Source organism: Modestobacter sp. L9-4, assembly GCF_019112525.1.
GTDB lineage: Bacteria > Actinomycetota > Actinomycetes > Mycobacteriales > Geodermatophilaceae > Modestobacter.
In genome coordinates this window covers 2,167,109-2,193,618 of record NZ_CP077800.1, presented here as the reverse complement: position 1 = coordinate 2,193,618, position 26,510 = coordinate 2,167,109, and the positions used below count along the sequence as shown (strand labels likewise).

Below are 26,510 nucleotides of genomic sequence, written 5' to 3'. Positions count from 1 at the left end.
GCCGGGTCACCGCGCCCCCGTGTCGACACGGCGTCCGGGGGCGCCGGGTGGACGGCAGGTGGACGCCGGGGCGGTCGCGCACGTCCGCGCAGCGGTCACCGACCCCCGCGCGCGCCCTGGTCGGCGTCGTGCGGTACGCGTGTGACCAGCGGGAACGGCCCGACACGCCGGTGACGGACGACACCCGCCGGATCGGGGAGATTTCTTCCGTCCACAGCCTGCGCACGGACCGAGTGCAGGTGACGGGCGGGTTGACGGGACACGACGGGCCCGCTCCCCCGCCGTCTCCACACGGTGACCACCGCAATCCACCGACTTGTCCACAAGTTGTGCAGAGAGGCGTGCACAGCGGTGGTGGACGTACCGCTGCCGGGTTCCTAGCGTCGTCCCCAGCTCCCACCCGGCCCGAGGACTGTCAGAGCCGGGTGGTAGCTGTGTGTCGAACAGCTGTTCGAGCAGGTTGCGCCGTCGCGGTGGGGTCCAGCCCCCCGGGTGCGGCAGAGAAGGGTGGACCACGTGGCGGTACTCGACGACATCAGCAGGCCGCGGGCCGCGGCTCCGGAGTACGACCGGCAGCCCCCTCAGGACGTCGCTGCCGAGCAGTCGGTGCTCGGCGGCATGCTGATGAGCAAGGACGCCATCGCCGACGTGGTGGAGGTCCTGCACGGCGCCGACTTCTACCGCCCGGCCCACCAGATCGTCTTCGACGTCGTCCTGGACCTCTACGGCCGCGGTGAGCCCGCCGACGCCATCACCGTCGCCGCCGAGCTGAACCGCACCGACCAGCTGTCGAAGATGGGCGGCGCGGTCTACCTGCACACGCTCATCGCCTCCACGCCCACCGCGGCCAACGCCGGCTACTACGCCGCGATCGTCGCCGAGCAGGCCGTGCTGCGCCGGCTGGTCGAAGCCGGCACCCGCGTCGTCCAGCTCGGCTACGGCGCGGCCGGCGGCAAGGGCGACGTCGACGACATCGTCGACCGCGCCCAGCAGGAGATCTACGACGTCACCGAGAAGCGGATGAGCGAGGACTACTCGCGCCTGGCCGACGTCCTGCAGCCCACCATGGACGAGCTGGACGCGATCGCCAGCCGCGGTGGCACCGCCCGCGGCGTCCCCACCGGGATCCGCGACCTCGACGAGCTCACCAACGGCCTGCAGGCCGGCCAGATGGTCGTCATCGCCGCCCGACCCGGTGTCGGCAAGAGCACCCTGGGCCTGGACATCGCCCGGTCGGCGACGGTGAAGCACCACATGCCCGCGGCGATCTTCTCGCTCGAGATGAGCAAGCACGAGATCACCATGCGTCTGCTGTCGGCCGAGGCGAAGGTGCCGCTGCACCACATGCGCGCCGGCACCCTGTCCGACGAGGACTGGTCGAAGCTGGCCCGCCGGATGGGCGAGATCGCCGACGCCCCGCTCTACATCGACGACTCACCGAACATGACGATGATGGAGATCCGGGCCAAGGCGCGCCGCCTCAAGCAGCGCAACGACCTCAAGCTCATCGTCATCGACTACCTCCAGCTGATGACCTCGGGCAAGAAGGTCGAGAGCCGCCAGCAGGAGGTCTCGGAGTTCTCCCGTGCGCTCAAGCTGCTGGCCAAGGAGCTCGAGCTGCCGGTGATCGCGATGAGCCAGCTGAACCGTGGGTCCGAGCAGCGTCAGGACAAGAAGCCGATGCTGTCCGACCTCCGTGAGTCCGGCTCGATCGAGCAGGACGCCGACATGGTGATGATGATCCACCGCGAGGACATGTACGAGAAGGAGTCCCCGCGGGCCGGGGAGGCCGACATCATGCTGGTCAAGCACCGCAACGGCCCCACCGCCAACGTCACCGTTGCCTTCCAGGGCCACTACTCACGCTTCGTCGACATGGCCAACTGACCGGCCCGTCCCCAGCCGGCCCCGCGGTCCCGCGCGCGGGGCGGACGACACCGCCGCAGGCCCCGTCGACCGGGGAGCGGGGAACGGAGCACACATGCCCGGCTGGGCCTGGTCGCTGGTCGGGGTCCTCGCCGGGCTGCTGGTGCTGTGGCTGCTGCTCCTGGCCGTGCTCTGGGCCACCCGCACCGACGACCTGAGCGCACGCGGGCTGCTCCGGTTGCTGCCCGACGTGGTGCGGCTGGTGCGCCGTCTGGCCGCCGACGGCGAGCTGCCGCGGGGCGTGCGGGTGCGGCTGTGGCTGCTGCTGGGCTACCTCGCGCTGCCGATCGACCTGGTGCCCGACGTCATCCCGGTGCTGGGCTACGCCGACGACGCGCTCCTCGTCGCGCTCGTCCTGCGCTCGGTGGTCCGCCGGGCGGGCGCCGAGGCGGTGTCGCGGAACTGGCCGGGCACGCCCGAGGGCTGGCCGCCCTCCGACGGCTGGCCCGGCTCCCCGCCTGACCGGTGCGGGCCGGCCCCAGCGGCCGTGGAGCCCATCCGACCCGCCCGGCGAGCCGACGAGCCCGCCCTGGCGGGGCGTCGCGCCCCACGCCGGGCGTGCACGGGCGCCGTGGTGGCCGTGACCGGGTGCACGAAGGGGTGAACCGCCTCCAGGTGTGGGCGCGGGGTGCCGACACCACCTCGACGCCTCCGTCCGACGAACCAGGGAGCTCCCTCGTGCACGCACTCCTCACCGGCCTGCTGGGCAAGGTCGGCTCCGCCGGCCTCGCCGCGAAGATCGCCGCCGGCGCCACCGCTCTCGTCGTCGTGGGCGGTGGGGCCGCGGCGACGGCCCAGGCCGTCGAGTCGGTCTCCTCCGGCACGGAGGTCTCGGTGGACGCCCCGGCGACCGAGCCGGTCGTCCCCGACCCCGAGCAGGCCGAGCCCGAGGTCACCACGCCGGAGCCGAGCGCTCCGGTCGTCCCCGAGCCGGTGGAGACCGAGCCGGAGGTCACCGACCCCGTCGTGACCGAGCCGGGGACGACGGCCCCCGCGCCGACGGCGCCCGAGCCGACCGAGCCCGAGGTCGCCGACCCCGTGACCCCCGAGGCCCCCGAGGCCGAGGCACCTGAGGTCGAGCACCCCGAGGAGGAGGCCCCCGAGGGCGGCGAGGACGCGCACCACGGCGGCCACGGAGCCGCCGTCTCCACGGTCGCCCACGACGAGACCCTGAGCGGCCGCGACCACGGCAAGGCCGTCTCGGACGCCGCCCGTGCCGGCAAGGACGCCCACCAGGACACCCACCAGGAGGTCGAGCAGCCGGAGGCCCCCGAGGCGTCCCACGAGCCGGACGCGTCCGGCGGCGGCGGGCACGGCACGGACGGCGGTGAGACCGGCGGCGGCCACGGCGACAGCGGACACGCCGACGGAGGACACGGCGATGCAGGACACGGCGACGCAGGCGAGGGCGACGGCGGACAGGGCGGCAAGGGCAGGGGCGGCAAGGGCTGAGCCCAGCTGCCAGCGCGGTGCGGAGGGCAGGGGTCCGGCGGGTCAGCCGGGCCCCTGTCGTCGTCCCCTGTGAGGTCTGCTCCGACCGCGCGTCGCAGCCCCGGATGAGGTCCGGTCGCTCGTAGCGTCGAGCGCTGACCGACTCCCGGGGGCTCCACGTGAAACACCGCATCACCGTCCTGCTCGCCGCCGCGGCGCTGGGCACCGCCGGCTGCTCGCTGCCCGCCTCGAGCCCGACGCCGGACGCGGTCTCCGAGGCCGCCGTCCAGGCGCAGGCCGGGGCACCGGCCGCCGGTGAGCCGGCTGCCGCGGTGCTGGCCCGGCTGGCGGTCAAGGGCCGGGCCCCCGACACCGGCTACGACCGCGACCAGTTCGGCCAGCAGTGGGCCGACGTCGACCACAACGGCTGCGACACCCGCAACGACGTCCTCGCCCGCGACCTCGTCGACGAGGCGTTCAAGCCCGGCAGCGACTGCGTCGTGGTCAGCGGCACCCTCGACGACCCGTACACCGGGCAGACCATCGCGTTCCGCAAGGGCGACGGCACCAGCGTCGACATCGACCACGTGGTCGCGCTGGGCAACGCGTGGCAGACCGGCGCCTTCGCCTGGGACGAGGCCCGCCGGACGGCGATCGCCAACGACCCGCTCAACCTGCTGGCCGTCGACTACTCGGCCAACCGGCAGAAGGGCGACGCCGACGCCGCGACCTGGCTGCCCGACGAGCGCGGCTACCGCTGCAGCTACGTCGCCCGCCAGGTGGCGGTGAAGGCGAGCTACGGACTGTGGGTCACCCAGGCCGAACACGACGCCATGGCCCGGGTGCTCGACACCTGCCCCGGCCAGCCGGTCCCCGCCCCGGACGCCGGACCGGCCGACGGTCCCGCCGGACCGTCCACCGCGCCGTCCACCCCGCCGTCCACCGCGCCGGCCGCCGGGCCGTTCGCGAACTGCGCCGCCGCCCGGGCCGCCGGCGCCGCCCCGCTGCACCGCGGCGACCCCGGCTGGTCCGACAGCATGGACGGCGACGGGGACGGCACCGCCTGCGAGTGAGGCGAGCGGCTCAGCCGTCCGTGCGCAGCAGCGGCGGGTGCAGCGCGGTGGCCGGCCCGCGGCGGTAGAGCTGGGCGGGCCGGCCGCCGTCCCGGGTGGTGGTCTCCCCGGTGGGCGCCAGGAACCCGGCGGTGCCGGTGACCTTGCGGTGGAAGTTGCGCGGGTCCAGCCGGCGCCCCCACACCGCCTCGTAGACCCGGCGCAGCTCGGCGACGGTGAACTCCGGTGCGCAGAACGACGCACCCAGCGAGCTGTACTCGAGCTTGGCCCGGGCGCGCTCGACGCCGTCCCGCAGCACCGCGTCGTGGTCGAAGGCCAGCCCCGGGGACACCTCCTCGACCGGCGCCCAGCGGGCCGCCACCGCGTCGGTGCCGGCCTGCGGCGCGGGCGGGTCGGCGACCAGGGCGAGGTGGGCGACGGTGACCACCCGCATCCGCGGGTCGCGGCCGGGTGCGCCGTAGGAGGCCAGCTGCTCCAGGTGGGCGCTCTCCGGGCCGACGCCGGTCTCCTCGGCCAGCTCGCGCTGGGCCGCGGCCAGCAGGTCCTCGTCGGGGCGGACGAACCCGCCGGGCAGCGCCTCCTGCCCGGCGAACGGCTCCTCACCGCGGCGCACCACGAGCACCGCGAGCCGGTCGGCGGTGACCGTCAGCGCCACGAGGTCGACGGTGACGGCGACGGCGGGGAAGTCGGTCGGGTTGTAGCCGGGCACGACACGACAATAATCGTCGGGTTGACGAGAAGCGACCGGGACGCTTATCGTCAACCCGACGACAACGATCCGACCGAGGAGCACCGATGGCCGACATCACCCGCTACCCGTTCACCCGCCACCTGCGGGGCTCGGCGACGGCGCACGTCCAGCACGTCCGCAACGGCCGCACCGTGCACGCCGGCACGGGAGCGAGCTTCTGGTTCCGCCCGCTGTCGGCGGTGCTGAGCGAGATCCCGGTCGACGACCGTGAGCTGCCGCTGCTGTTCCACGCCCGGACGGCGGACTTCCAGGACGTGACGGTGCAGATGACGCTGACGTCGCGGTTCACCGACCCCGCGCTGGCCGCGGCCCGCGTCGACTTCTCCATCGACCCGGGGACCGGCCGCTGGCGCGGCACCCCGCTGGACCAGGTCGCCGGCCTGCTCACCGAGTCGGCCCAGCAGCACGCGCTGGACCTGCTCACCGTCACCGACCTCACCACCGCGCTCACCCGCGGCGTGAGCCCGGTGCGGGAGGCCGTCGCCCGCGGGCTGGCCGCCGACGCCCGGCTGGCCGAGACCGGCATCGCGGTGATCGACGTCCGCGTGGTGGCCATCCGCCCCGAGCCCGAGCTGGAGCGGGCGCTGCAGACCCCCACCCGCGAGCAGGTGCAGCAGCAGGCCGACCGGGCCACCTACGAGCGCCGCGCCAACGCCGTCGAGCGCGAGCGGGCGATCAGCGAGAACGAGCTGGCCAACCAGATCGAGCTGGCCCGGCGCGAGGAGGAGCTGGTCGGCCAGCGCGGCGTCAACGCCCGCCGGGAGGCCGAGCAGGCCGCGGCCGCCGCCGAGGTGGCCAGCGAGGCCCAGGCCCGGCGCGACGAGCGGGCTGCCGCGGTGCGGGCGCAGACCCAGCGGGTGCTGGGGGCGGCCGCGGCCGAGGCGAAGGAGGCCGAGCTGGCCGCCTACGCCGGGGTCGCGCCGGAGGTGCTCGTCGCCCAGGCGGTGCAGCAGCTGGCCGCGAACCTGCCGCGGATCGAGAGCCTGGTGCTCACCCCCGACCTGCTCGCCCCGGTCCTGGCGAAGCTGGGCCGGTGAGCCTCGCCCCGCGGGTGGTCGTCGTGTCCCGGGCCACCGAGCTCAGCGAGCTGGTGGCCCGGCACGGCACCCCCGCCGCCGCCGCGTTCTTCCTCCGCACCCGCGGCCGGGACGTCGACGAGGTCCGGGCCCGGGACGCCGCCCAGGCCGAGGCGCTGGCCACCGCGACCGCCGGCATCCCGCTGGACTGGCGCCGGGGCGGCGTCGAGCGGGCCGACCTCCCCCGCTTCCTGTTCGCCCCCGACGACGTCGTCCTGGTGGTCGGGCAGGACGGGCTGGTGGCCAACGTCGCCAAGTACCTCGACGGTCAGACCGTGATCGGCGTCGACCCCGAGCCCGGCCGCAACCCCGGCGTGCTGGTGCGGCACCGGCCGGACGACGTCGCCGCACTGCTGCGGGACCGGCCCGCGCCGACGCCGCTGACCATGGTCGAGGCGGTCACCGACGACGGGCAGTCGCTGCGTGCGCTCAACGAGGTCTACCTGGGCTCCCCCACCCACCAGACCGCCCGTTGGCGGCTCACCGCGCCGGGGGCCGAGCCCGAGCGCCAGGCGTCGTCCGGGCTGATCGTGGCCACCGGCACCGGGTCGACCGGCTGGTGCCGGTCGGTGTGGCTGGAGCGGCACAGCGCGCTGCGGCTGCCCGGCCCGGTCGAGGCCCAGCTGGCCTGGTTCGTGCGCGAGGCCTGGCCGTCGCCGGTCACCGGCACGTCGTCCACCGAGGGGGTCCTCGGCCCGGACGACGCGCTGCGGGTGACCGTGGAGAGCGACCGGCTCGTGGTCTTCGGCGACGGGCTGGAGGCCGACCACCTCGACCTCTCCTACGGCCAGACGGTCACCCTGCGCCGCTCCGCCACCCACCTGGCCCTCACCTGAGGGCGCTCAGCGGAGGGCGGCGACCAGGAAGTCGGCGTCGGGGGTGAGCGGCCGCAGGTCCCAGGTGGACAGCAGCAGGTCCTCCGCCCAGCCGGTGGCGCGCGCGTCGGCACGGAACTCGTCGAACTCGTAGCCGCGGCCGGCGCCGAAGCCGAACGCCGCCCGGCCGCCGTCGGCCAGGTGGACCCGCAGCCGGCGCAGCACCTCCTGCCGGGTGCTCGGTGCCAGGAACGCCATCACGTTGCCGGCGCACACGATGCCGTCGAACTGCTCGCCCAGGTCCAGCTCGGCCAGGTCGCCGACGACCCACCGCGGGCCGGGGTGGTCGGCCTCGGCGGCGGCGATGAGCACCGGGTCGCCGTCCACGCCCACGACGGTGTGCCCGGCGGCGTGCAGCACGGCCCCCACCCGGCCCGGACCGCAGCCGGCGTCCAGCACCCGGGCCCCGCGCGGCAGCAGCGCGTCGACCAGCCGCGCCTCCCCGGCGAGGTCGGCGCCGCGCGCGGCCATCGCCCGGAACCGCTCGACGTAGCGGTGCGAGTGCTCCGGGTCGGACTGGGTGATCTGCGTCCATGCACTCGGCTCCACCATGGGGGCATCATCGACGGTCGGTCGGACAGGCGGTGGAGGGGGGACGGGCGTGCGGCGCGAGCCGAGCATCCTGCACCTGGACCTCGACGCCTTCTTCGCCGCCGTCGAGCAACGCGACAAGCCCTCCCTGCGCGGCCGGCCGGTGGTGGTGGGCGGCACCGGCGGGCGCGGCGTGGTGGCCACCGCCTCCTACGAGGCACGGGCGTTCGGCGCCCGCAGCGCCATGCCCACCGCCGAGGCACGGCGGCTCTGCCCGCCCGGCACGGCGTTCCTCGGCGGCCGGTTCGCCGCCTACCGGCGCACCTCGGACGTGGTGATGGCGCTGCTGCGCGAGCTGTCCCCACTGGTCGAGCCGGTCTCCATCGACGAGGCCTACGTCGACCTGGCCGCCGGCGGCCACGACCTGTCCGTCGCCGGGCTGACCGCGCTGGCCACCGACCTCAAGGAACGACTGCGGGAAGCCACCGGCGGGGTCACCGGCTCCGTGGGCATCGGGACGTCGAAGTCGCTGGCCAAGATCGGGTCGGAGCTGCGCAAGCCGGACGGGCTGACCGTCGTCCCGGCCGGGACCGAGCTCGAGGTGCTGCACCCGCTGCCGGTGCGCGCCCTGGGCGGGGTCGGCCCGGTCACCGCCGAGCGGCTGGCGCAGATCAAGGTGAAGACGGTCGGCGACCTGCACCGGCTCTCGCTCGTCGACCTGACCAGCCTGGTGGGCCAGGCCAACGGCGCCGGGCTGTACCGGCTGGCCCGCGCCGACGACGACCGGCCGGTGGTCGCCGACCGGGAGGCGAAGTCGGTGAGCGCGGAGGAGACCTTCGCCCGCGACGTCACCGACCCCGCCCGGCTGGCCGCCGAGGTCGACGCGCTGGCCACCCGGGTCGGGGTGCGGCTGCAGCGCTCGGGCACCTCCGGGCGCACGGTGACGCTCAAGGTGCGCCGGTACGACTTCAGCACCCTGACCCGCTCGCAGACCCTCACGCACGCCCTCGACGACCCGCGGCAGATCGCCGAGGTGGCCCACCGACTGCTGGCCGCCGTCGACCGGTCCGGCGGGCTGCGGCTGCTCGGCGTCGGCGTCTCCGGGCTCTCGCCCTACGCCCAGGGCGACCTGTTCGCGACCGAGACCGCACCGGTCGTCGAGCCCGTGACCGACGAGCCGGACGTCGAGCCGGTGCCCCTCGACCCGCAGCCGGGCCCAGCGGTGCGCGCCTGGTACCCGGGGCAGGACGTCGTCCACCCCGACCTCGGCGCCGGCTGGGTGTGGGGCAGCGGGCTCAACCGCGTGACGGTGCGGTTCGAGGGCCCGCGCACCACGCCGGGGCCGGTGCGCACGCTCGCCGCCGACGACCCGGCGCTGCAGCCGGGCGACCCGCCCGACTGGGCCCCCTGAACGGGTGGTCCAGCCCGCACGGGTGAGGCGCGCGGACCCCTCCGCGCGACAGACTCGGCGCGTGCCCCTGGACCCCCAGTTCCCCCCGGACGACGACCACCTCGTCGCCCGGTCCGCGGGCGACCCTGCCGAGCCCGCGCAGGACCCGACCCTCGACGAGGCCGGCCGCGAGCGGGCGCTGCGCGCAGCGGCCGAGCAGGGCGACGCCCCTGCTGCACTGGCGCTGGCGCACCTGCTGCGCGAGGCGGGACGGCACCTGGAGTCCTGGCACTGGGCGCAGCTGGCCGCCGACGCCGGCAACCGCACCGCCGCCGGGACCCTCGCCTGCTGGCGCTGGGTGGAGAGCCGCGACCCCGCGCTGGAGCCGCAGCTGCGCGCCGGCGCCGACCACTCGCACTCCGCCCGGGCCGGCCTGGCCGACCTGCTCCGCGTCACCGGCCGGGTCGAGGAGGCCCGCAGCGTCCTGGAGCGCGGCGCCGTCCGCGGCGAGGTCGCCAGCTGGCTGCCGCTGGGCAACATCTACCGCGAGGAGCTGGACGACGTCGTCGCCGCCGAGGCCGCCTACCGGGCCGGCATCGAGGGCGGGGACATCCACTCCCACCACAACCTCGGCGTCCTGCTGCTGGGCACCGGCGACGTCGACGGCGCCATCGAGCACTTCTCCATCGCCGCCGCCGGTGGCGACGAGCTGGCCGCGCGGGTGCTGCGCGAGGTCCTGTCCGAGGGCTGAGCCGGGCTCAGCCCAGCGGGTGCGCCCAGGTCTCCTGCGTGTGCGCCGAGCGCCAGAACTCCAGCTCGTAGCGGGTCGCCAGCGCGAACGCCCGGTGCATCGCCGGCACCTCCGACGGCGTGGCCGTCGCCGCGTCGTCGACCAGCTGCCGCGCCCGCCGGGTCGACTCCTGGAACCCCGGGTCGTCGTAGGTGGCGACCCAGCGCGCGTAGGGGTGCCCGGGCGTGCTGCGGGCCGTCGCGGCCAGCCGGACGCCGGTGTCGGCGTAGACCCAGTAGCAGGGCAGCACCGCCGCCGCGGCCACCGCGTAGGACGCCGTCGCGGCCGTCGCCACCAGGTAGGACACGTAGCCCAGGCAGGTCGGGGAGTGCAGCAGCTCCGCCACCGGTGGGCGGGAGGGCGACAGCAGGGCCGGGCCCAGCAGCTCCGAGCCGAGCAGGTCGGCGTGCAGCGCCGTCTCGACGGTGCGGGTGACCGAGGCGGAGTTCGCCCAGAAGGCGGCGGCGTCGGGGTCGGGGGCGCGGGCGGCCAGCAGCGCCAGCGCCCGGGCGTACCCGGCCAGGTAGAGCGCGTCCTGCTCCAGGTAGTGCCGGAACGCGGCCGGCGCGAGCGTGCCCTCGCCGAGCTCGGTCAGGAACGCCAGCTCCTCGATCGCCGTCCGCAGCGGCGCGGTGCCGGCCCAGGCGTCGTCGGTGAAGCTCACGCCTCCCACCACCCGGCGAAGTGGTGCACGGGGCCGTGGCCGGAGCCGACGCCGAGCGCGCTCCCGGCCTCCAGCGCAGCCTGCAGGTAGTCCCGCGCCCGGTCGACCAGTGGTGACCAGTCCGGCTCGCGGCCGGCCAGCCGCTCGCGGGCGGCCAGCGCGGCCAGCGCGGAGGACAGCGTGCAGCCGGTGCCGTGGGTCGAGGTGGTGTCCACCCGCGGGCGCCGGGTCTCCAGCACGCCGCCGGCGGTGGCCAGCACGTCGACGCTCTCCCCGCCGCCCAGGTGGCCGCCCTTGAGCAGCACCGCCACCGGCCCCAGCGCCAGCAGCGCGGTGGCCTGCGGGGCCAGCTCCTGCACCGTGGTGGCCGGTGCGACGTCCAGCAGTGCGGCGGCCTCGGGCACGTTGGGGGTGAGCAGGTCGGTGACCGGGAGCAGGTCGGTCCGCACGGCGTCCACGGCCTCGGCCGAGATCAACCGGTCGCCGCTGGTGGCCACCATGACCGGGTCGCAGACCACCGGTCCGCCGGGCCGGTGGGCCAGCACCCGGGCGACCTCCCGGACGACGTCGGCGGTGCCGAGCATGCCCAGCTTGGTGGCGTGGACGGTGACGTCGGCGAACAGCGTCGCCAGCTGCTCCCCCACGAACCCCGCCGGGACGGCGTGCACCCCGGTGACCCCGCGGGTGTTCTGCGCGGTCAGCGCGGTGAGCACCGCGGTGCCGTAGACGCCCAGCGCGCTGAAGGTCTTCAGGTCGGCCTGGATCCCGGCGCCCCCGCTGGGGTCGCTGCCGGCGACGCTCAGTGCGACGGCCGCGGTCACAGCGCCTCCTCGCTGGCGCTCGTCGGAGCCGTGACCGGCGGTGCTGCGCACACGAGTGAGTTCGCCAGCTCACTCACCTGCCGATCTCCTTGCGCAGCAGCCGGGCGGCCTCGGCGGGGTCGGGGGCGGTGCAGATGTCGGACACCACGCAGATGCCGTCGACCCCGGTCACCTGCGCGGCGTTGGAGGCGTGGACGCCGCCGATCGCCACCGCGAGCAGGCCCGCGGCCCGGGCCCGGGTGGCCAGCGCGCGCACGCCGGCGGGCTCGAGGGACTCCCCGGCGTCGGGCTTGGTGGGGGTGGACCAGACCGGGCCGATGCCCACCAGGTCCACGGTGCCGGCGGGCAGGGCCAGCACGGCGTCGAGCTCGGCGTCGCTGCCGGTGGAGACCCCGACCAGGGCGTCGGGCCCGAGCAGTGCCCGCACCTCGTCGGCGGGCAGGTCGTCCTGGCCGACGTGCACGCCGTCGGCGCCGGTGATCAGCGCGACGTCGACGGCGTCGTTGACGAACAGCGGCACGTGCGGTGTCGGCTCCAGCGCGGCCTGCACGGCGCGGGTCAGCGCGAGCAGCTCGCGGCGGCTGGCCGTCTTGTCCCGCACCTGGACGGCGGTGACGCCGCCGGCGACGGCCTCGGCGACCACCTCGGGCACCGAACGCGGCGCGCAGAGCAGGGTGTCGGTGACCAGGTAGAGCGTCGGGTCGAGGCGGCTCACCAGCTCACCTGCGCCCGGGCCAGCGCGTCGCCGTCCACCGCGTCGAGGGCGTCCAGCCACAGCGCGGCGAAGGTGCCCGGGCCGGCGGCGGTCGCGGCGGCGACCTCGGCGGCCAGCGCCACGTGGGCGTGCGCGGCGACGGCGCCGGTGAGCGCGTCCCCGGTGGCGGCGACGTAGGCCGCGACCAGCCCACCGAGGGCGCAGCCGGCGCCGGTGGTGCGGGTGAGCAGCACCGATCCCCCGCCGACCCGCACGACCCGGGAGCCGTCGGTGAGGACGTCGACCGGGCCGCTGACGGCGACGACGGCCCCGGTGCGCCGGGCGAGCTCGCCGGCGGCGTCGAGGGCGTCCTCGGGCCCGTTGACGCTCTCCACGCCGCGGCCGCCCTTCCCGGCACCGGCCAGCGCCAGCACCTCGGAGGCGTTGCCGCGGACGACGGCGGGCGAGAGGCCGACCAGGTCGGCGGCGAGCTCGGTGCGGAAGCTCAGCCCGCCAACCGCGACCGGGTCGAGCACCCAGGGGGTGCCGGCCTGCCCGGCGGACCGGGCGGCGATCCGCATCGCCTCGGCGGTGCGCTGGTGCACCGTGCCCACGTTGACCAGCACCGCGGAGGCGACCGCGGCGAACTCACCGGCCTCGGCCGGCTCGTCGACCATCGCCGGCGCCGCGCCCACGGCGAGCAGCGCGTTCGCGGTGATCGTCTGGACGACGGTGTTGGTGAGGCAGTGCACCAGGGGGGAGGTGCCGCGCAGCGCCGCGTTGGCAGCGCGCAGAGAGGTGGCGTCCACGCCGTGACATCCCTTCGCCAGCGAGAGCTGGAGCAGGTTCGACGGGTGTGTTCTCAGTCCCGGTCGGGACACCCCGTGTCAGCTGGCGACGCTAACACCACGGTGGTGACGCTCCGGAGCCGTCGTCCCGGGCGAGCGTTGCAGCTGTCACCCAGCGGAGTGAGCTGCTCACTCAACGTCTGCCTGCGTGCTGTCGTTGCTCCTACCGTTCCCCTCCAGGGACCCCGGCAGGAGCCGTGGGCCCACGTCGACACCGGGAGACCGAGGATGCGCAGCGCCACTGCTCGCCGTTCCCGGTCCCGTCGTGCGCAGACCCGGCTGGCCGCGGTCCTGTCGGCGACAGCGGCGCTGCTGCTGGCCGTCACGGTCGTCTGGCAGTCGGCGTCCGCGGGGTTCACCGACTCCACCGCCGCTCTGCGCCCGACCATCGGTGCCGGCGCCATCACGCTCACCGACGACGACTCCGAGGGCAAGCTCTTCACCGTCACCGGGCTGAGGCCGGGGGACACCACCGGACCGCGGTGCCTCACCGTGCGCTCCACGAACTCGACCGCGGGTGCCAACGCCCGGCTCTCCGACGTCCGGTTGTACGTCACCGGCGTGACCAGCAGCCGCTCGCTCGCCAACTGGCTCACCGTCGGCGTCCGGATCGGCACCGGAGGCGGCTTCGGCGACTGCACCGGCTTCCAGTCCGCGGCGCAGGTCTTCACCGGCCACCTGGCGGACCTGCCGGCAGACGGCTGGTCGAACGGGCGTGACGTGTGGGACGCGCCAGCCGCCGGTGAGACCCGTACCTACGAGATCACCGTGACCCTCGACAACGCCACGCCGAACAGTGCCCAGGGCGGCTCGGCCGGCGCCACGTTCGTCTGGGAGTCCAGGTTCCAGTGACCGCCACCGCCACCGCCACCGCCACCGCCCCGGCGGGGCTGCGGGCCTCCCGGGCGGCCCTCGTCGTCAGCGCCCTGGCCCGCACAGCGCTCGGTGCGCTCGCGCTCCTCGTGCTGGTCTCCGTCGTCCCCGCCGTCGCCGGCTGGGAGTCCACCGTGGTCACCTCGGGTTCCATGGCCCCGAGCGTCCGGCCCGGCGACGTCACGCTCGTGCGTCCGGTCGATGTCGCTGCCCTCGTACCCGGTCAGGTGCTCCTCGTCGACGACCCGGACGTACCCGGCGGCCTCCGGCTGCACCGGCTCGCGGCCGTGACCGACAGCGGCCTCCTGCAGCTCAAGGGCGACGCCAACGCCACCGCCGACGCCTCCCTGGTCGCCCCCTCTGCCGTGCACGGGGTGGGCGCCCTGCGGCTGCCCGACCTCGGGCTGCCCGCCCTGTGGGCGGCGGAGCGGCGCTTGTTGCCGCTCTCCGGTGCGGCGCTGGCACTCGCCGCGCTGATCGGCCTCGCGCTGCTGCACCGCTCCGACGACGACGAGCCGGGCGACGACCCACCGGTCACCGGCGGACCGACCCGACGGCCGGGACGCCGGCGGTTCCTGCGGACAGCGGTGCGCGGCACGACGGCGGCCCTGGCTGTCGCCGTCCTGGTGCCCACCACGGCAGCGGCCGTCTTCAGCGGCAGCACGGCCAACCACGCCAACACCTTCGCCGCGGTGCCGAACTTCACCTGCATCGGGCCGGCCGCGAGCCCCGCCGCCCAGTACCTGGCCCTGCAGGAGACCCGTGGTCCCACCGCGGTCAACGACGGCACCTTCACCGCGGACGCCACCTACACGGGCGCCGGGGTGACCTACCGGGTCCCCGGCCCGCCCTGCAGCCGCGCCGACCGGGCCGTGGCGCTGGACGGCAGCTCCGGCTTCGTCTACACGTCCATCCGGGTCAGCAACCCCTCGCCGTTCAGCACCCAGCTCTGGTTCCGCACCACGACCGCCCGGGGCGGCTACCTGATCGGCTTCGGCAACGGGACGAACGGCGACACGTCCACGAGCAGGGACCGCCTGGTCTACATGACCAATGACGGACGGCTGACCTTCGGCGTCTACGACGGCGCCGCGAAGACCATCAGCTCGGCACAGGCCTACAACGACGGTGCGTGGCACATGGTGACCGCCACGTTCTCCGCCTCCGCGGGTGCGGCGTTGTACGTGGACGGCGCCCAGGTGGCCGCGGACGCCACGCTGACCCGGGCCGAGTCGGTCAGCGGGCTCTTCCGCGCCGGGTACGACAACCTGTCCGGCTGGCCGAACGCACCGACGAGCAACTGGTTCGCCGGCTCGATCGCGCACATGGGCGTCTTCGTCACGGCGCTGAGCGCAGCCGACGTCGCCAAGCAGTACGCCACCTACCGCTGAGCGGGTGCGGGCGCGCACCCGCCGCTGAGCCGGTACCGGCGGTCCCGCAGGATCTCCCCGTGACCGACCAGCCGACGCTGCGCACCGCCCACCTCGCCGAGCTCACCCCGGCGGAGCTCTACGGCATCCTCCGGCTGCGGGTCGACGTGTTCGTCGTCGAGCAGGCGTGCCCCTACCCCGAGCTCGACGGCCGGGACACCGAGCCGACGACGCAGCACGTGTGGGTGGCCGACGACGACGGCACGGTGCTGTCGACCATCCGGGTGCTGCACAACGGCGAGGACCGCGCCATCGGCCGGGTCGCCACCGCGCTGTCCGCCCGCGGCCGGGGGCTGTCGGCCCGGCTGGTCGAGCACGGCATCGCGCTGTGCGAGGGCCGCACGATCGACATCGGCGCGCAGGCGTACCTGGAGGGCTGGTATGCCCGCTTCGGCTTCCAGCGCTCGGGCCCGGACTACGACGAGGACGGCATCCTGCACCTGCCCATGCGCCTGCCCGCCCGGTCCGCCTAGCGCGTCCCGCGCACGTCCTGCGGAGCCGGGGAGGGTGCCGGCGGCGCCACGAGCGAGCCCAGCAGCGCGAGCTTCTCAGCGCTGCTGGAGCCCGGCGCGGCGGAGTAGACGCAGAGCAGCTGCCCGTCGGTACCGCTGACCGCGAGCTTCTCGCAGGCCAGCTCGAGACCACCGAGCTCAGGGTGCGCGAAACGGACCGCCATCCCCTCCGGGACCCGGACGTCGTGCCGGGCCCACAGCCGGCGGAACCGCTCGCTGCCCAGCGACAGCTCGCCCACCAGCTCCACGACCCGCGGGTCGTCGAGCTCGGTGCCGATCCGGCTGCGGAAGCCGGCGACCAGCCGGGCGGTGCCGGCCTCCCAGTCGGGGAAGAGCGCATGCTCCGCCGGGTCGAGGAAGACGTCGCGCAGTCGGTTGTGGCCGCCGGTGACGTTCGGCGACAGCGCCCGGGCCAGGTCGTTGGCCGCCAGCACGTCGAACCAGCGGCCCTCCACGAACGCCGGCAGCCCGAGGGCGCCCAGCAGCTGCAGCGCGCCCGGCGGCACGGTCTCCCGGCGGGCAGGCCGGCGGCGGCTCCGGGGCTGGGGGGCGATCAGCCCGAGCAGGTACGCGCTCGCGGCCTCGTCGAGCAGCAGCACCCGGGCCACGGCCTCCAGCACCTGCGCCGAGGGGTTGCGGTCCCGGCCCTGTTCCAGCCGGAGGTAGTAGTCGGCGCTGATGCCCGCCAGCAGCGCGACCTCCTCGCGGCGCAGACCTGGCGTGCGGCGGACGCCGGTGGTCCGGAGACCGACGTCCGCCGGTCCGACCAGTTCCCTGCGTGCACGCAGGAAGTCGCCGAGCTGGTTGTCCACGGCGGTCACGGTAAGCGCGTGGACGACGTCCAGCCTGGTCCCCTGACCCCCAGGACCGCCGGGGCACTCCCGCTCCGGCCCCGGGCGGCCGAGCCTGGGGTCATGACCTCTCCGACCCTGCCCGGTGGGACGCTCACCCTCGCCGACGACCTCACCCTCACCCGGACCGGCTACGGCGCGATGCAGCTCGCCGGTCCGCGCGTCTTCGGTCCGCCGCGCGACCACGACGAGGCGCTCGCCGTGCTGCGCACCGCCGTCGAGTTGGGCATCACCCACATCGACACCGCGGACTTCTACGGACCGCACGTGACCAACCAGCTCATCCGGGAGGCGCTGCACCCCTACCCGGCGGACCTCCGCATCGTCACCAAGGTCGGCTCGCTGCGGGACGACCGGGGCGCCTGGATCCCCTCGCTGATGCCGGACTCCCTGCGCCAGCAGGTGCACGACAACCTGCGCACCCTCGGCGTGGACGTCCTCGACGTGGTGAACCTGCGGGTCGGCAGCGTCGACGGCCCGGACGACGAGCCGGTCGGCGAGCGGTTCGCCGTGCTGGCGGAGCTGCAGCAGCAGGGGCTGATCCGGCACCTCGGCCTGAGCACGGTGACGCTGGCCCAGGTCACCGAGGCGCAGGCGATCGCCACGGTCGTGTGTGTGCAGAACATGTACAACCTCGCGCATCGATCGGACGACGCCCTGGTCGACGCGCTCGACGCGCAGGGCGTCGCCTACGTGCCCTGGTTCCCGCTGGGCGGCTTCACCCCGCTGCAGTCCGACGCGCTCACCGCCGTCGCGACCCGGCTGGGTGCCGCACCGCTCGCCGTCGCACTCGCCTGGCTGCTGCAGCGCTCGCCGAACGTGCTGCTCATCCCCGGGACGTCGTCGGTGGCGCACCTGCGCGAGAACGTGGCCGGCGCTGGGCTCGAGTTGCCCGCCGACGCGGTCGCCGAACTGGATGCGATCGGGTCCTGACGCCGGCCGCGACGGGTCAGTCGCTGCCGGTCAGGGACGCCGCGGGGAGCCAGTCGGCCTCCAGCAGCTCGGCGATCTCCTGCAGCCCGGCGGTGTCGCCACCGGCGGTGGAGCCGGTGACCGCCAGCCGCTCGACCATCACCCGGGCGACGTCCTCCTCCACGGTGTCGGCGGCGAACGCCACCCGCCACGGGGAGACCTGGTGGTCGCGGTGGGTGCGGCCGGTGACCTGGCGGGCGGCGATGCCGGAGAACCGCGGCTGGTGGAACAGCCCGACCCGCGGCGTGGTCGAGGCGGTCAGCCCGCCGGGCAGCTGCTCCCCGGCGTGCAGGCTGATCGAGGCGGTCACGGTGAACACGCACACCGGTGCCTCCCCGGTCTGGAAGCGCAGCCGTTCGGCCTCGACGTCGAAGCGGTCCCGGCCGTAGATGCCGGCGACCGCGATCCCGCCGTCCAGCAGTGCCTCGCGGATCGGGTCGGCGGCGGTCTCGACGAACTCGACCGAGACGGCGACCTGCCGGTCGGCCTCGACCTGGGCCTTCACCCAGTCGACGGTGGCCGCGGCCCGGATCAGCCCGGCCTTCTGCCGGAACCGCATCAGCGCCGCCCGGCCGCGGGCGCTCTGCCGCGCACGGCGGGCCAGCTGCATCTCGGCCCGGAACTCCGACCACTCCGCCTCGTACTGCGCGCGCTCGGCCGCGGTGAGCTCGACCGGTGTGCCGGTCACCGACACCGGGCCCCAGGGCGCCGGGCGGTACAGCGTGGCCGGCGGGTCGGTGTCGGTCAGCCAGCTGCGCAGCCGGGTCAGGTCGGCGCGGCGCTCGTCGGCGTCCTCGGTCCAGCTCCACCCGTAGCGCGCACGTTCCACGTGGAACCCGTGCGCGGCCAGCCGGGTGGGCAGGTCCGACCACTCCTTCAGCGGCTCACCGTGGACGGCGGCGAAGTGCGGGGCCAGGTAGGGCAGCTCCAGCGGTGAGTGCGCCGGGGTGGCCGTGGCCAGCAGGACGTAGGGCGCGTCCTTGACCCGGCCGGCGCCGGAGACGGCCTTCCAGTGCTTCCAGCGCTGCGTCGTCGTGTGCCGGACCATGTGCGCCTCGTCGGCGATGACCACGTCGAACCGGCTCCCCGTCGCCTTGAGCGCCCCGTTGACCTTGCCCAGCCGGTCCCAGGTGGTGACGCACCAGCGCAGCCCGGCGTCGCCGAAGGCCGCGATCGACCGCGCCCAGTGCGGCACGGTGATCGCCGCCGGCCGGTCGGCGACCACCAGCACCGTGCGGACCGGGCGCTGGGCGGCGATCTGCTGCACGGCCAGGACGGCGGTGCCCGTCTTGCCGACGCCGGGGTCGTCGCCGAGGAGGAACATCCGCCCACCGGCGGCGGCGTGCGCGGCGATGACCGCGGCCCCGGTGGTCTGCTCGGCCCGCGGGGTCATCGGCCGACCGGGCGGTACCGGCCGCGGGTCGGCGTTCAGCTCGTCCTCGACGAACCGCTCGAAGCTGTACGGGGCCGGGTCGTAGGGCGCCAGCGCCGGGGGCAGCGCGGCCCCGACGTACACGTGCGTGGACAGGCCGGCGTGCCAGGTCGCGCCGGGCGCCGGGGCGCGGAACGGCACGGCCAGCGCCCACACCCGCTGCCCGGCCGGCGCGGTCGGCAGCCCGGGCTTCGCGACCGCCGTCCGGGGTGCGGCCTTCCGAGGTGCCCTGGCCGCGGTCACCTTCCTGGCGGGAGCGGCCTTCTCGGCGGCGGTCGCCTTCTTCGCTGCGGTCGCCTTCGCCGGTGCGGCCTTCTTCGCCGGTGCGGCCTTCTTCGCGGGTGTGGCCTTCTTCGCCGGGACGGCCTTCTTCACCGGTGTGGCTGCGCGTGCGCTGGTGGTGCGGGACGAGCTGGTGGAGCGCCGTCGGCGTCCGGGCACGGGATCTCCTGGGGTCGATCGGCCGGTCGCTGCGACGGTAGGCGGGGCCACCGACGATCCGCGGCACCGACATCGGGTCGGTGGCGTCTGATGGGATGGGGGCATGACCGACCCCGTCCGGCTCGCCGCGCGCACCCTCGGCGACACCGGCCCGCGGGTGGTCTTCGTGCACGGCCTGTTCGGCCAGGGCCGGAACTGGACGACGATCGCCCGGCAGCTGGCCGACGAGGGCAGGCGCGTCACCCTGCTCGACCTGCCCAACCACGGGCACTCGCCGTGGACCGACCGGGTCGACTACCTGGACATGGCCGACCTGGTGGCCGCCGAGCTCGCCACCTTCGACGAGCCGGTCACGCTGGTCGGCCACTCGATGGGCGGCAAGGTCGCGATGCTGCTGGCGCTGCGCTCCCCCGCCCTGCTGCGTGCCCTCGTCGTCGTCGACATGGCCCCGGCCGAGTACCCCGAGACCGGTGGGCGCACCGAGGACCCCGACGAGGAGGCCTCCCCCTTCGCGGCCTTCATCACCGCCATGAAGGCGATCGACCTCGGCTCGCTGGCCACCCGTGAGGACGCCGACGCAGCACTCCGGCCCGCCGTCCCGAGCACGATGGTGCGGTCGTTCCTGCTGCAGTCCCTCGTCCGGGACGGCGTGGGCGCCGGGAACGGCTGGCGCTGGCGGCTCAACCTGGACACGCTCGGCCGCGACCTCGGGACGCTGCGCGGCTTCCCCGAGCCGCCGGCCGGCGCGCACTTCGACGGTCCGGTGCTGTGGATCGCCGGTGCGAACTCCCACTACGTGCTGGACACCGACCGCCCGCGGATGGCCGAGCTGTTCCCGCTCGTGCGGCTGGTGCGGGTGAAGAACGCCGGGCACTGGGTGCACTCCGAGCAACCCGGGGTGTTCGTCGAGACGCTCCGGCGGTTCCTCGCGCAGGTCGAGACGTGACGTTCCCCAGGCCGGTGCCGCTGATCGGTGACCCCACGGCGGCCTCGGAGCGGGCGGCCGACCCGACCGGCTGGGCGTTCCCGGAGGCGGAGCGGGAGTCCTTCCACCGGGTGGTCGCCGCCCGCCGCGACGTCCGCCGCTACCGCCCCGACCCGGTGCCGGCCGACGTGCTGGAGCGGGTGCTGACCGCCGCGCACGCCGCGCCCAGCGTCGGGCACAGCCAGCCGTGGCGCTTCGTCGTCGTCACCGACCCCGGGGTGCGCGACCGGGCCGCCGTCCTCACCGACGCCGAGCGGCTGCGCCAGGCCGCCCAGCTCGAGCCGGACGCCGCCCGCCGGCTGCTGGACCTGAAGCTGGAGGGCGTCCGCGACGCCCCGCTCGGGGTCGTCGTCTGCTGCGACCGCCGCACGCCGGCCGCCGGGGTGCTCGGCCGGGCCACCTACCCCGACGCCGACCTGTGGAGCTGCGCCGCCGCCATCCAGAACCTGTGGCTGGCCGCCCGCGCCGAGGGCCTGGGCACGGGCTGGGTGACGCTCTTCCGCCCCGCCGACCTGGCCGCGCTGCTGGGCCTGCCGGACGGCGTGGAGACCCTCGGCTGGCTGTGCCTGGGCTGGCCCGACGAGCGCCCGCCGGCACCCGGGCTGGAGCGGGCCGGCTGGTCGCAGCGGCTGCCGCTGGCCGACGTCGTCATGACCGACCGCTGGGCCGGTGCCGCTCCCCCGCCGTCCGCGCTGCGCGGCCCCGACCAGCCCGACGTCGTCGCCGCCCGGGACGGCGGTGACCGGCTGCTCACCCCGCCCGGCTCGCTCGGCGTGCTCGACGCCGCCGTCGACCGGGCCGTCGCCCTCGGCCGGGGCGAGGTCGCCGGCGGTGTCCTGGTGCTGGCCGCCGCCGACCACCCGGTCGCCGCCCGCGGGGTCTCCGCCTTCGACGTCCGGGTCACCCGGGACGTCACGCTGGCCGCCGTCGCCGGGACGGCGGTCGGTGTCACCGCCGCCCGCGGCGCAGGGCTGCGGTCCGTCGTGGTCGACGCCGGCGTGGCCGGTGGACCGGTGCCGGGTGCGGTCGACGCGCGTCCGGCCGGCCCGCGCGGCGACCTCGTCGACGCACCGGCGATGACCGCCGACGACACCGCCGCCCTGGTCGCGGCCGGCCGGGCGCTCGGCCGGGAGGCGGGGGCGAGCGGGCTGGTCGCGCTCGGCGAGGTCGGTGTTGCCAACACGACGGTGGCGGCCGCGCTCGCCTGTGCGTTGTTGCACGTGGAACCAGCCACCGTGGTCGGGCTCGGCTCGGGCGCGGACTCGGCGATGCTGGCCCGCAAGGCGGCCGTCGTCACCGCCGCCCTCGCCCGGGCCGGCCGCATCGAGGACCCGCTCACCGCGCTGGCCGAGCTCGGCGGCCCGGAGCTGGCGGTGCTGGCCGGGGTCGCCCTCGGGGCGGCGGAGGCGCGGGCGGTGGTCGTCGTCGACGGGTTCGCCGCGTCGCTGGCCGCGCTGGCCGCCGTCCAGCTCGAAACCGCCGTCCAGGCGTGCCTGGTCGCCGGGCAGCGCAGCCGGGAGCGCGGGCACGAGCTGGTGCTGCAGGCACTGGGCTGCGAGCCCCTGCTGGACCTGCGGCTGCGGGCCGGCGAGGGCGTCGGGGCCGCACTGGCCGCCAGCCTGCTGCTGCAGGGCCTCGCCGTCCGCCGGACCGCCGCCCGCGTCGACCGCTGACCCGATCGGCTGCACCCGCCGACCGGGCGGGCGCGTCGGTCACCCGCTGGTGCGTCGCGGGTGGTGGGTGGCCCGTCTGCCTCCTACAGTCCGGACCCACGGTGATCCGGCCCGCCGGGCGGCACCCGGACGCGGGGGACGAGCAGATGAGCGAGCAGGACGACCACGACTTCTCGAAGCGGCACCCCACGGAGCCCTTCGACCAGCCCGGGTACGGCCAGGGCCCGCAGCCGTACGGGCAGGCGCCGCAGTACGGCCAGCAGCCCCAGCCCTACGGCCAGCCGCCTCAGCCCTACGGGCAGCAGCCGTACGGCCAGCCACCCCAGCCCTACGGCCAGCCGCCGTACGGGCAGCCGCCCTACGACCACCCGCCCTACGCCCCGCCGCCGTACGGGTACGGCTACCCGCCGCCGCGCACCAACGGGATGGCCATCGCCTCGATGGTGCTCGGCATCCTCTGGATCTACTGGATCGGCAGCATCCTGGCCCTCGTCTTCGGCTACGTGGCCAAGCGGCAGATCCGGGAGCGCGGTGAGAGCGGCGGCGGCATGGCGACCGCGGGCATCGTGCTCGGCTGGGTCGGGGTCGGCTTCCTGGTCGTCTTCCTCGTGTTCGGCGTCGCCGTCGGGGTGGGGTCCAGCTGACGGGCGAGCCGTACCCCGTCCGGGCCGCCGACGCGACGAGGGACCAGGCGGCTGCCGGCGACGAGGAGCTGCTGGCCGGTCTCGGCCGGCATCGCCGTCCGGTCTGGAAGGCCGTCTTCGCGGTGCTGTGGCTGGCGCTCGCAGTCGGGAGCCTGCTCGCCGACGATCACGTCCAGGGGTTCCTGTACGGGTCGCTGGCGCTCTGCTGGGCAGGACAGTGGTGGTTCGACCCGAGGCCACACCTCGCTGCCGTCACCGCCGACGCCCTGCTGGTCCGGCGTGGGGTCCGCAGCCGTTCGATCGGCCGGGCGGAGCTCCTCGGCGTGCAAGCGGTCCACACCGGTGGCTACGGCCTGGAACTGACCACGGCCCAGGAGGAGCCGATCCGGCTGGTGTCCACCGCCCCTCGGTTCTCCGTCGCCGACGCGCAGGCCGGGGCCCTCCGCCGGTGGGCGGGCCTGCCCCCGGTCAGCTGAAGAGGCCGCGCACGTCGTCGGCGGTCAGCGCACCGGAGGCCAGCGCGCCGTCGTCCACGACCTGGGAGAACAGCGCCTGCTTGCGGGCCTTGAGCTCCATGACCTTCTCCTCGATGGTGCCCACCGCCACCAGCCGGTAGACGATCACCGTCTTGTCCTGGCCGATCCGGTGCGCCCGGTCGACGGCCTGCGCCTCGGCCGCCGGGTTCCACCACGGGTCGAGCACGAACACGTAGTCGGCCTCGGTGAGCGTGAGCCCGAAGCCGCCGGCCTTGAGGCTGATCAGGAAGACCGGCGCGGTGCCGGTGCGGAAGTCCTGCACGGCGGCGTCCCGGTCGCGGGTGGTGCCGTCGAGGTACACCCAGTCGATGCCCTCGTCGCCCAGCCGGTCGCGGACGCTGCGCAGGAACCGGGTGAACTGGCTGAACACCAGCACCCGGTGGCCCTCGGCGACCACCTCGCGCACGTGGTCGAGGAAGGCGTCGGCCTTGCTGGACCGCACGTCGGCGTAGGCCGGGTCGATCAGCGCCGGGTCCAGGCTCAGCTGCCGCAGCAGGGTCAGCGACCGGAAGATCGTCATCCGGTTCTTCGACATGTCCTCGACCAGGCCGAGGACCTTGCTCCGCTCCCGCTGCAGGTGGGTCTGGTAGAGCTTCTCGTGCTCGGGGTTGAGCACCACCTCCAGCACCTGCTCCTGCTTGGGCGGCAGGTCGGCGGCGACCATCTCCTTCGTGCGCCGGCGCACCAGCGGCCGGATCCGCCGGCGCAGCTGCGCCAGCTTGTCCGCGTCGCCGTCCCGCTCGATCGGCACCCGGTAGTACTCGGTGAACCGCGACGGGTCGGGGAACAGGCCGGGCGCCACGATCGAGGTCAGTGCCCACAGGTCCATCACGCTGTTCTCCAGCGGCGTGCCGGTGAGCGCGAACTTCACCGGCGCCGACAGCTGCCGCGCGCACTGGTAGGTGCGCGACTGGTGGTTCTTCACGAACTGCGCCTCGTCGAGCACCAGCGCCCGCCACGGCAGGTGGGTCCAGGCGTCGGCGTCGATCCGGAACAGCGCGTAGGAGGTGATGACCACGTGGGCGCCGGCCACCTGCCGGCGCAGGGGGGCGCTGGCCCGGCGCTCGGTCTCGGCGACCGTCACCACCCGCAGGCCGGGGGCGAACCGGGCCGCCTCGCGCGACCAGGTCGACATCACGCTGGTCGGGGCCACCACCAGCACCGGGGCGTCGTCGAGCTCACCGGCCTCGTGCGCGCGCACCAGCAGCGCCAGCGTCTGCAGCGTCTTGCCCAGCCCCATGTCGTCGGCCAGGACCCCGCCCAGCTGGTGGTCCCAGAGGAAGGACAGCCAGCCGTAGCCCTCGTGCTGGTAGGGCCGCAGCTCCGCGGCCAGCCCGGCGGGCACCGGCGGAGGCGTGGCGTGCTCGGCGTCGATCAGCCCGCGGACCTCGCGGTGCCAGCGCTCGCTCTGCGCCTCGACCACGCCCAGCCCCAGCAGCTGCTCCCAGACGCTGGCGGCGTAGCGGCTGACCTGCACGCCCTCCCCCGGGACGTCCCGCAGCTCCTTGGCCTCCTCGATCAGCAGGCGCAGCTGCTCGAACTCCGGCCGCATCAGAGAGAAGTGCGTGCCGCTGATCAGCACCAGCCGGGTGCGGCCGGCGGCGAGCGCCTTGTAGAGCGTCTCGAACGGCACGCTCTGGCCGTCGACGGTCACGCTGACGCCCAGGTCGAACCAGTCGGACTCCCGGGTGTCGCGTGCGGTGAAGCTGATCTGCGGCGCGGAGGTGTTCTGCCGGTAGTCCGGCGGTGTGCCCACCACGCTGACGTCGACGTCCGGGTCGGCACGCAGCGCGGGCAGCACCTCGGTGGTGAACTCGAGCGCCTCGACCCCGGCCAGCTCGACCGAGGCGGCCAGCTCGCGCTCGGTCGTCCACAGCTCCGGCAGCCCGCCGACCGGGCCGGGCAGCGCCTCGACCAGTGCCTGCTCGGCGGCCGGGTCGCGGCCGTCGCCCGGGGTCGACGGGTGGCCCGGCGGGTGCGCGCGGTCGGGCCCGTACTGCACCGCCCACGTGAGGCAGACCGTGCCGTCGCCGGGGTAGCGGACCTCCGCGGACAGCCGGGGCGGGACGACGTCGGGCAGGTCGACCGAGCCGTCGACGGAGACCACCGGCACCGTTTGGGCCAGGCCCGGGTACCAGTCGCGCAGGAACCGGTCCACGTCGGCGGCCGGGATGCTGATGGCACCGCCCCGGGCGACCAGCCCCGCCATCGCCGGCGGCACCGGGGAGTCCAGCCGGGCCAGCACCAGACCCGGGGCGCCCTCGGCGGCCTGGTCGCGGCGCGGCCCGTCGACGGTCACCCCGTGCGGCGGGACGCCGAGGAAGGACAGCGCCGCCGGGTCGACCGGGCGCCCGTCGACGCGCAGCAGCGCGGACAGCTCGGTGTGGCCCTCCCCCTGGCGCAGGTCGACGGCGACGTCGGCGTCGGCGGCGGCGAGCACGACCGGGCGCGGCGGGCGGTCGGCGGTCATCAGGGTGACGCCGTCGGACACCGCCTCGGCCAGCAGCCGCCACAGGCCCGGGCCGAACTCGTGCAGGTACACGTCGACCGGGGCGTAGGAGTAGTACTGCCCGCGCGCGGCCTGGTGGGTGGCGTGCAGGGCCCGCAGCGCCGCGAGCTGCGCGCGGTCCCAGCCGGCCTGCACGCTGTCGTACTGCAGCTGCTTCCACGACACCCCGCTGCGCACCCACTGCCCCCGCTGACCGGGGGTGACCGGCCGCAGCCGCACCAGCCGCTGCCGGGTGCCCGGGGCGCCGACCGAGGCCCGCCCACGCCCGGGCTCCTGCTCGACCAGCTCGAACTGCAGGCCCAGTGGCACCGAGGTGCGCGGCGCGCGCTCGGCCGCCGCGGTCACCAGCTCCTCGAGCTCGGCCTCCCAGCTGCGGCCGGCGCGGGACAGCGGGCCGCCGGGCGCGCGCTGCACCTGGGGGCGCAGGTAGAGCAGCACGGCCACCGCGTGCTTGCAGTCGTCGCCCACCGGGCAGGTGCACGCACCCGCCCAGCCGACCCGGCTGCCGTCGGTGCGCACGACCGTCGTCCGGTACGGCGCCTCGGCGCCGCCCTGCACCAGGCCGCTGACCCGGCGGGCGTCCTCGGCGACCCGGACGTCGAGCACCGCGCGGGCGACGTACCGCCGGGCACGCTCGAGCACCTCCGGCCCGACCGCGTCCGAGAGTGCTGCGTCGGTGACCATCTCCCGCCAGTCCCCGAGCACCCGGCCAGGCTACGGCGCCGCGCTGACAGATCGGCCCGGTCGCCAGGGAGAGTGACCCGGGTCGCGCAGAACGGTCC

The 26,510-nt window shown here is 75.5% G+C and carries 25 protein-coding genes and 1 riboswitch; of the genes, 16 read left to right on the top strand and 9 right to left on the bottom strand.

Going from position 1 to position 26,510, the window contains the following annotated elements; all coding sequences use genetic code 11:
- Window positions 1-516: 516 nt before the first annotated feature.
- From dnaB to KUM42_RS10325, 4 genes are all read left to right on the top strand, one after another.
- Window positions 517-1,887: a replicative DNA helicase gene (gene dnaB / locus KUM42_RS10340; RefSeq protein ID WP_237491984.1), complete on the top strand. Its 1,371-nt coding sequence runs from the start codon at window positions 517-519 to the stop codon at window positions 1,885-1,887.
- A 94-nt stretch (window positions 1,888-1,981) separates the two neighbouring features.
- Window positions 1,982-2,530 carry a YkvA family protein gene (locus KUM42_RS10335; protein ID WP_237491982.1) on the top strand — a complete coding sequence of 183 codons (549 nt, stop codon included), beginning with the start codon at window positions 1,982-1,984 and terminating at the stop codon, window positions 2,528-2,530.
- A 74-nt stretch (window positions 2,531-2,604) separates the two neighbouring features.
- Window positions 2,605-3,378: a hypothetical protein gene (locus KUM42_RS10330; RefSeq protein ID WP_237491980.1), complete on the top strand. Its 774-nt coding sequence runs from the start codon at window positions 2,605-2,607 to the stop codon at window positions 3,376-3,378.
- Window positions 3,379-3,536: 158 nt separating this feature from the next.
- Window positions 3,537-4,430, top strand: coding sequence for a DUF1524 domain-containing protein (locus KUM42_RS10325; RefSeq protein WP_237491978.1), 894 nt, complete (start codon window positions 3,537-3,539; stop codon window positions 4,428-4,430).
- A gap of 10 nt (window positions 4,431-4,440) precedes the next feature.
- Here the strand turns inward: KUM42_RS10325 and KUM42_RS10320 are convergent, their stop codons facing one another.
- On the bottom strand, window positions 4,441-5,139 hold the full coding sequence (locus tag KUM42_RS10320) for an NUDIX domain-containing protein (protein ID WP_237491976.1): 699 nt from the start codon (window positions 5,137-5,139) through the stop codon (window positions 4,441-4,443).
- Window positions 5,140-5,225: 86 nt separating this feature from the next.
- Between KUM42_RS10320 and KUM42_RS10315 the strand changes: the two genes are divergently transcribed.
- Both KUM42_RS10315 and KUM42_RS10310 read left to right on the top strand, forming a co-directional pair.
- Window positions 5,226-6,218 carry an SPFH domain-containing protein gene (locus KUM42_RS10315; protein WP_237491974.1) on the top strand — a complete coding sequence of 331 codons (993 nt, stop codon included), beginning with the start codon at window positions 5,226-5,228 and terminating at the stop codon, window positions 6,216-6,218.
- On the top strand, window positions 6,215-7,093 hold the full coding sequence (locus KUM42_RS10310; RefSeq protein ID WP_237491972.1) for a hypothetical protein: 879 nt from the start codon (window positions 6,215-6,217) through the stop codon (window positions 7,091-7,093). Before KUM42_RS10315 ends, KUM42_RS10310 begins: the two co-directional genes overlap by 4 nt.
- 6 nt (window positions 7,094-7,099) lie before the next feature.
- Here the strand turns inward: KUM42_RS10310 and KUM42_RS10305 are convergent, their stop codons facing one another.
- Entirely contained in the window at window positions 7,100-7,684 is a 585-nt protein-coding gene (locus KUM42_RS10305; protein WP_237491970.1) for a trans-aconitate 2-methyltransferase, read from the bottom strand.
- A gap of 49 nt (window positions 7,685-7,733) precedes the next feature.
- Here KUM42_RS10305 and KUM42_RS10300 point away from each other — a divergent pair, with 49 nt between their 5' ends.
- Both KUM42_RS10300 and KUM42_RS10295 read left to right on the top strand, forming a co-directional pair.
- Window positions 7,734-9,074, top strand: coding sequence for a DNA polymerase IV (locus KUM42_RS10300; RefSeq protein WP_237491968.1), 1,341 nt, complete (start codon window positions 7,734-7,736; stop codon window positions 9,072-9,074).
- A 61-nt stretch (window positions 9,075-9,135) separates the two neighbouring features.
- Entirely contained in the window at window positions 9,136-9,804 is a 669-nt protein-coding gene (locus tag KUM42_RS10295; RefSeq protein ID WP_237491966.1) for a hypothetical protein, read from the top strand.
- Between the two features lie 7 nt (window positions 9,805-9,811).
- On the opposite strand, the gene KUM42_RS10290 is transcribed toward KUM42_RS10295, so the two are convergent.
- The 4 genes from KUM42_RS10290 to thiM form a co-directional block, all read right to left on the bottom strand.
- Window positions 9,812-10,507, bottom strand: a complete 696-nt coding sequence (locus tag KUM42_RS10290; RefSeq protein WP_237491964.1) for a TenA family protein — start codon at window positions 10,505-10,507, stop codon at window positions 9,812-9,814.
- On the bottom strand, window positions 10,504-11,328 hold the full coding sequence (gene thiD, locus KUM42_RS10285) for a bifunctional hydroxymethylpyrimidine kinase/phosphomethylpyrimidine kinase (RefSeq protein WP_237491962.1): 825 nt from the start codon (window positions 11,326-11,328) through the stop codon (window positions 10,504-10,506). The genes KUM42_RS10290 and thiD overlap by 4 nt, the downstream gene beginning before the upstream one ends.
- A gap of 73 nt (window positions 11,329-11,401) precedes the next feature.
- Complete coding sequence (gene thiE, locus KUM42_RS10280; RefSeq protein ID WP_237491960.1) at window positions 11,402-12,043, bottom strand: thiamine phosphate synthase; 642 nt, start codon at window positions 12,041-12,043, stop codon at window positions 11,402-11,404.
- Window positions 12,040-12,831: a hydroxyethylthiazole kinase gene (thiM, locus tag KUM42_RS10275; protein ID WP_237491958.1), complete on the bottom strand. Its 792-nt coding sequence runs from the start codon at window positions 12,829-12,831 to the stop codon at window positions 12,040-12,042. The genes thiE and thiM overlap by 4 nt, the downstream gene beginning before the upstream one ends.
- Window positions 12,824-12,917: riboswitch (TPP riboswitch) on the bottom strand. (Overlaps the previous gene by 8 nt.)
- A 181-nt stretch (window positions 12,918-13,098) precedes the next feature.
- Here thiM and KUM42_RS10270 point away from each other — a divergent pair.
- Genes KUM42_RS10270 through KUM42_RS10260 form a run of 3 tightly spaced genes read left to right on the top strand, consistent with a single transcriptional unit; the run spans window position 13,099 to window position 15,646 of the window.
- Complete coding sequence (locus KUM42_RS10270; RefSeq protein ID WP_237491956.1) at window positions 13,099-13,722, top strand: hypothetical protein; 624 nt, start codon at window positions 13,099-13,101, stop codon at window positions 13,720-13,722.
- A complete protein-coding gene (locus tag KUM42_RS10265) occupies window positions 13,719-15,134 on the top strand; it encodes a LamG-like jellyroll fold domain-containing protein (protein WP_237491954.1) in 1,416 nt (471 codons plus the stop codon). Before KUM42_RS10270 ends, KUM42_RS10265 begins: the two co-directional genes overlap by 4 nt.
- 59 nt (window positions 15,135-15,193) lie before the next feature.
- Window positions 15,194-15,646 (top strand): GNAT family N-acetyltransferase, encoded by a 453-nt coding sequence (locus tag KUM42_RS10260; RefSeq protein WP_237491952.1) that lies wholly within the window; start codon window positions 15,194-15,196, stop codon window positions 15,644-15,646.
- Here KUM42_RS10260 and KUM42_RS10255 read toward each other — a convergent pair.
- On the bottom strand, window positions 15,643-16,497 hold the full coding sequence (locus KUM42_RS10255) for a helix-turn-helix domain-containing protein (protein WP_237491950.1): 855 nt from the start codon (window positions 16,495-16,497) through the stop codon (window positions 15,643-15,645). The two genes, KUM42_RS10260 and KUM42_RS10255, sit on opposite strands and share 4 nt — an antisense overlap.
- Window positions 16,498-16,599: 102 nt before the next feature.
- Between KUM42_RS10255 and KUM42_RS10250 the strand changes: the two genes are divergently transcribed.
- Entirely contained in the window at window positions 16,600-17,469 is an 870-nt protein-coding gene (locus tag KUM42_RS10250) for an oxidoreductase (protein ID WP_237491947.1), read from the top strand.
- A gap of 16 nt (window positions 17,470-17,485) precedes the next feature.
- On the opposite strand, the gene KUM42_RS10245 is transcribed toward KUM42_RS10250, so the two are convergent.
- Window positions 17,486-19,381: a helicase gene (locus tag KUM42_RS10245; protein WP_237491945.1), complete on the bottom strand. Its 1,896-nt coding sequence runs from the start codon at window positions 19,379-19,381 to the stop codon at window positions 17,486-17,488.
- A 103-nt stretch (window positions 19,382-19,484) separates the two neighbouring features.
- On the opposite strand from KUM42_RS10245, the gene KUM42_RS10240 reads away from it, so the two are divergent.
- The 4 genes from KUM42_RS10240 to KUM42_RS10225 all read left to right on the top strand — a co-directional run bounded on the left by KUM42_RS10240 (window position 19,485) and on the right by KUM42_RS10225 (window position 23,159).
- On the top strand, window positions 19,485-20,327 hold the full coding sequence (locus KUM42_RS10240; protein ID WP_237491943.1) for an alpha/beta fold hydrolase: 843 nt from the start codon (window positions 19,485-19,487) through the stop codon (window positions 20,325-20,327).
- Window positions 20,324-22,039: a 5,6-dimethylbenzimidazole synthase gene (bluB, locus tag KUM42_RS10235; protein ID WP_237491941.1), complete on the top strand. Its 1,716-nt coding sequence runs from the start codon at window positions 20,324-20,326 to the stop codon at window positions 22,037-22,039. Before KUM42_RS10240 ends, bluB begins: the two co-directional genes overlap by 4 nt.
- A 146-nt stretch (window positions 22,040-22,185) precedes the next feature.
- The gene (locus KUM42_RS10230; RefSeq protein ID WP_237491939.1) at window positions 22,186-22,683 is read left to right on the top strand and encodes a DUF4190 domain-containing protein; all 498 of its coding nucleotides are present in this window, start codon (window positions 22,186-22,188) and stop codon (window positions 22,681-22,683) included.
- A gap of 122 nt (window positions 22,684-22,805) precedes the next feature.
- Window positions 22,806-23,159 carry a hypothetical protein gene (locus KUM42_RS10225; RefSeq protein ID WP_237491937.1) on the top strand — a complete coding sequence of 118 codons (354 nt, stop codon included), beginning with the start codon at window positions 22,806-22,808 and terminating at the stop codon, window positions 23,157-23,159.
- On the opposite strand, the gene KUM42_RS10220 is transcribed toward KUM42_RS10225, so the two are convergent.
- Window positions 23,152-26,433 (bottom strand): DEAD/DEAH box helicase, encoded by a 3,282-nt coding sequence (locus KUM42_RS10220; RefSeq protein ID WP_237491935.1) that lies wholly within the window; start codon window positions 26,431-26,433, stop codon window positions 23,152-23,154. The two genes, KUM42_RS10225 and KUM42_RS10220, sit on opposite strands and share 8 nt — an antisense overlap.
- Window positions 26,434-26,510 lie beyond the last annotated feature (77 nt).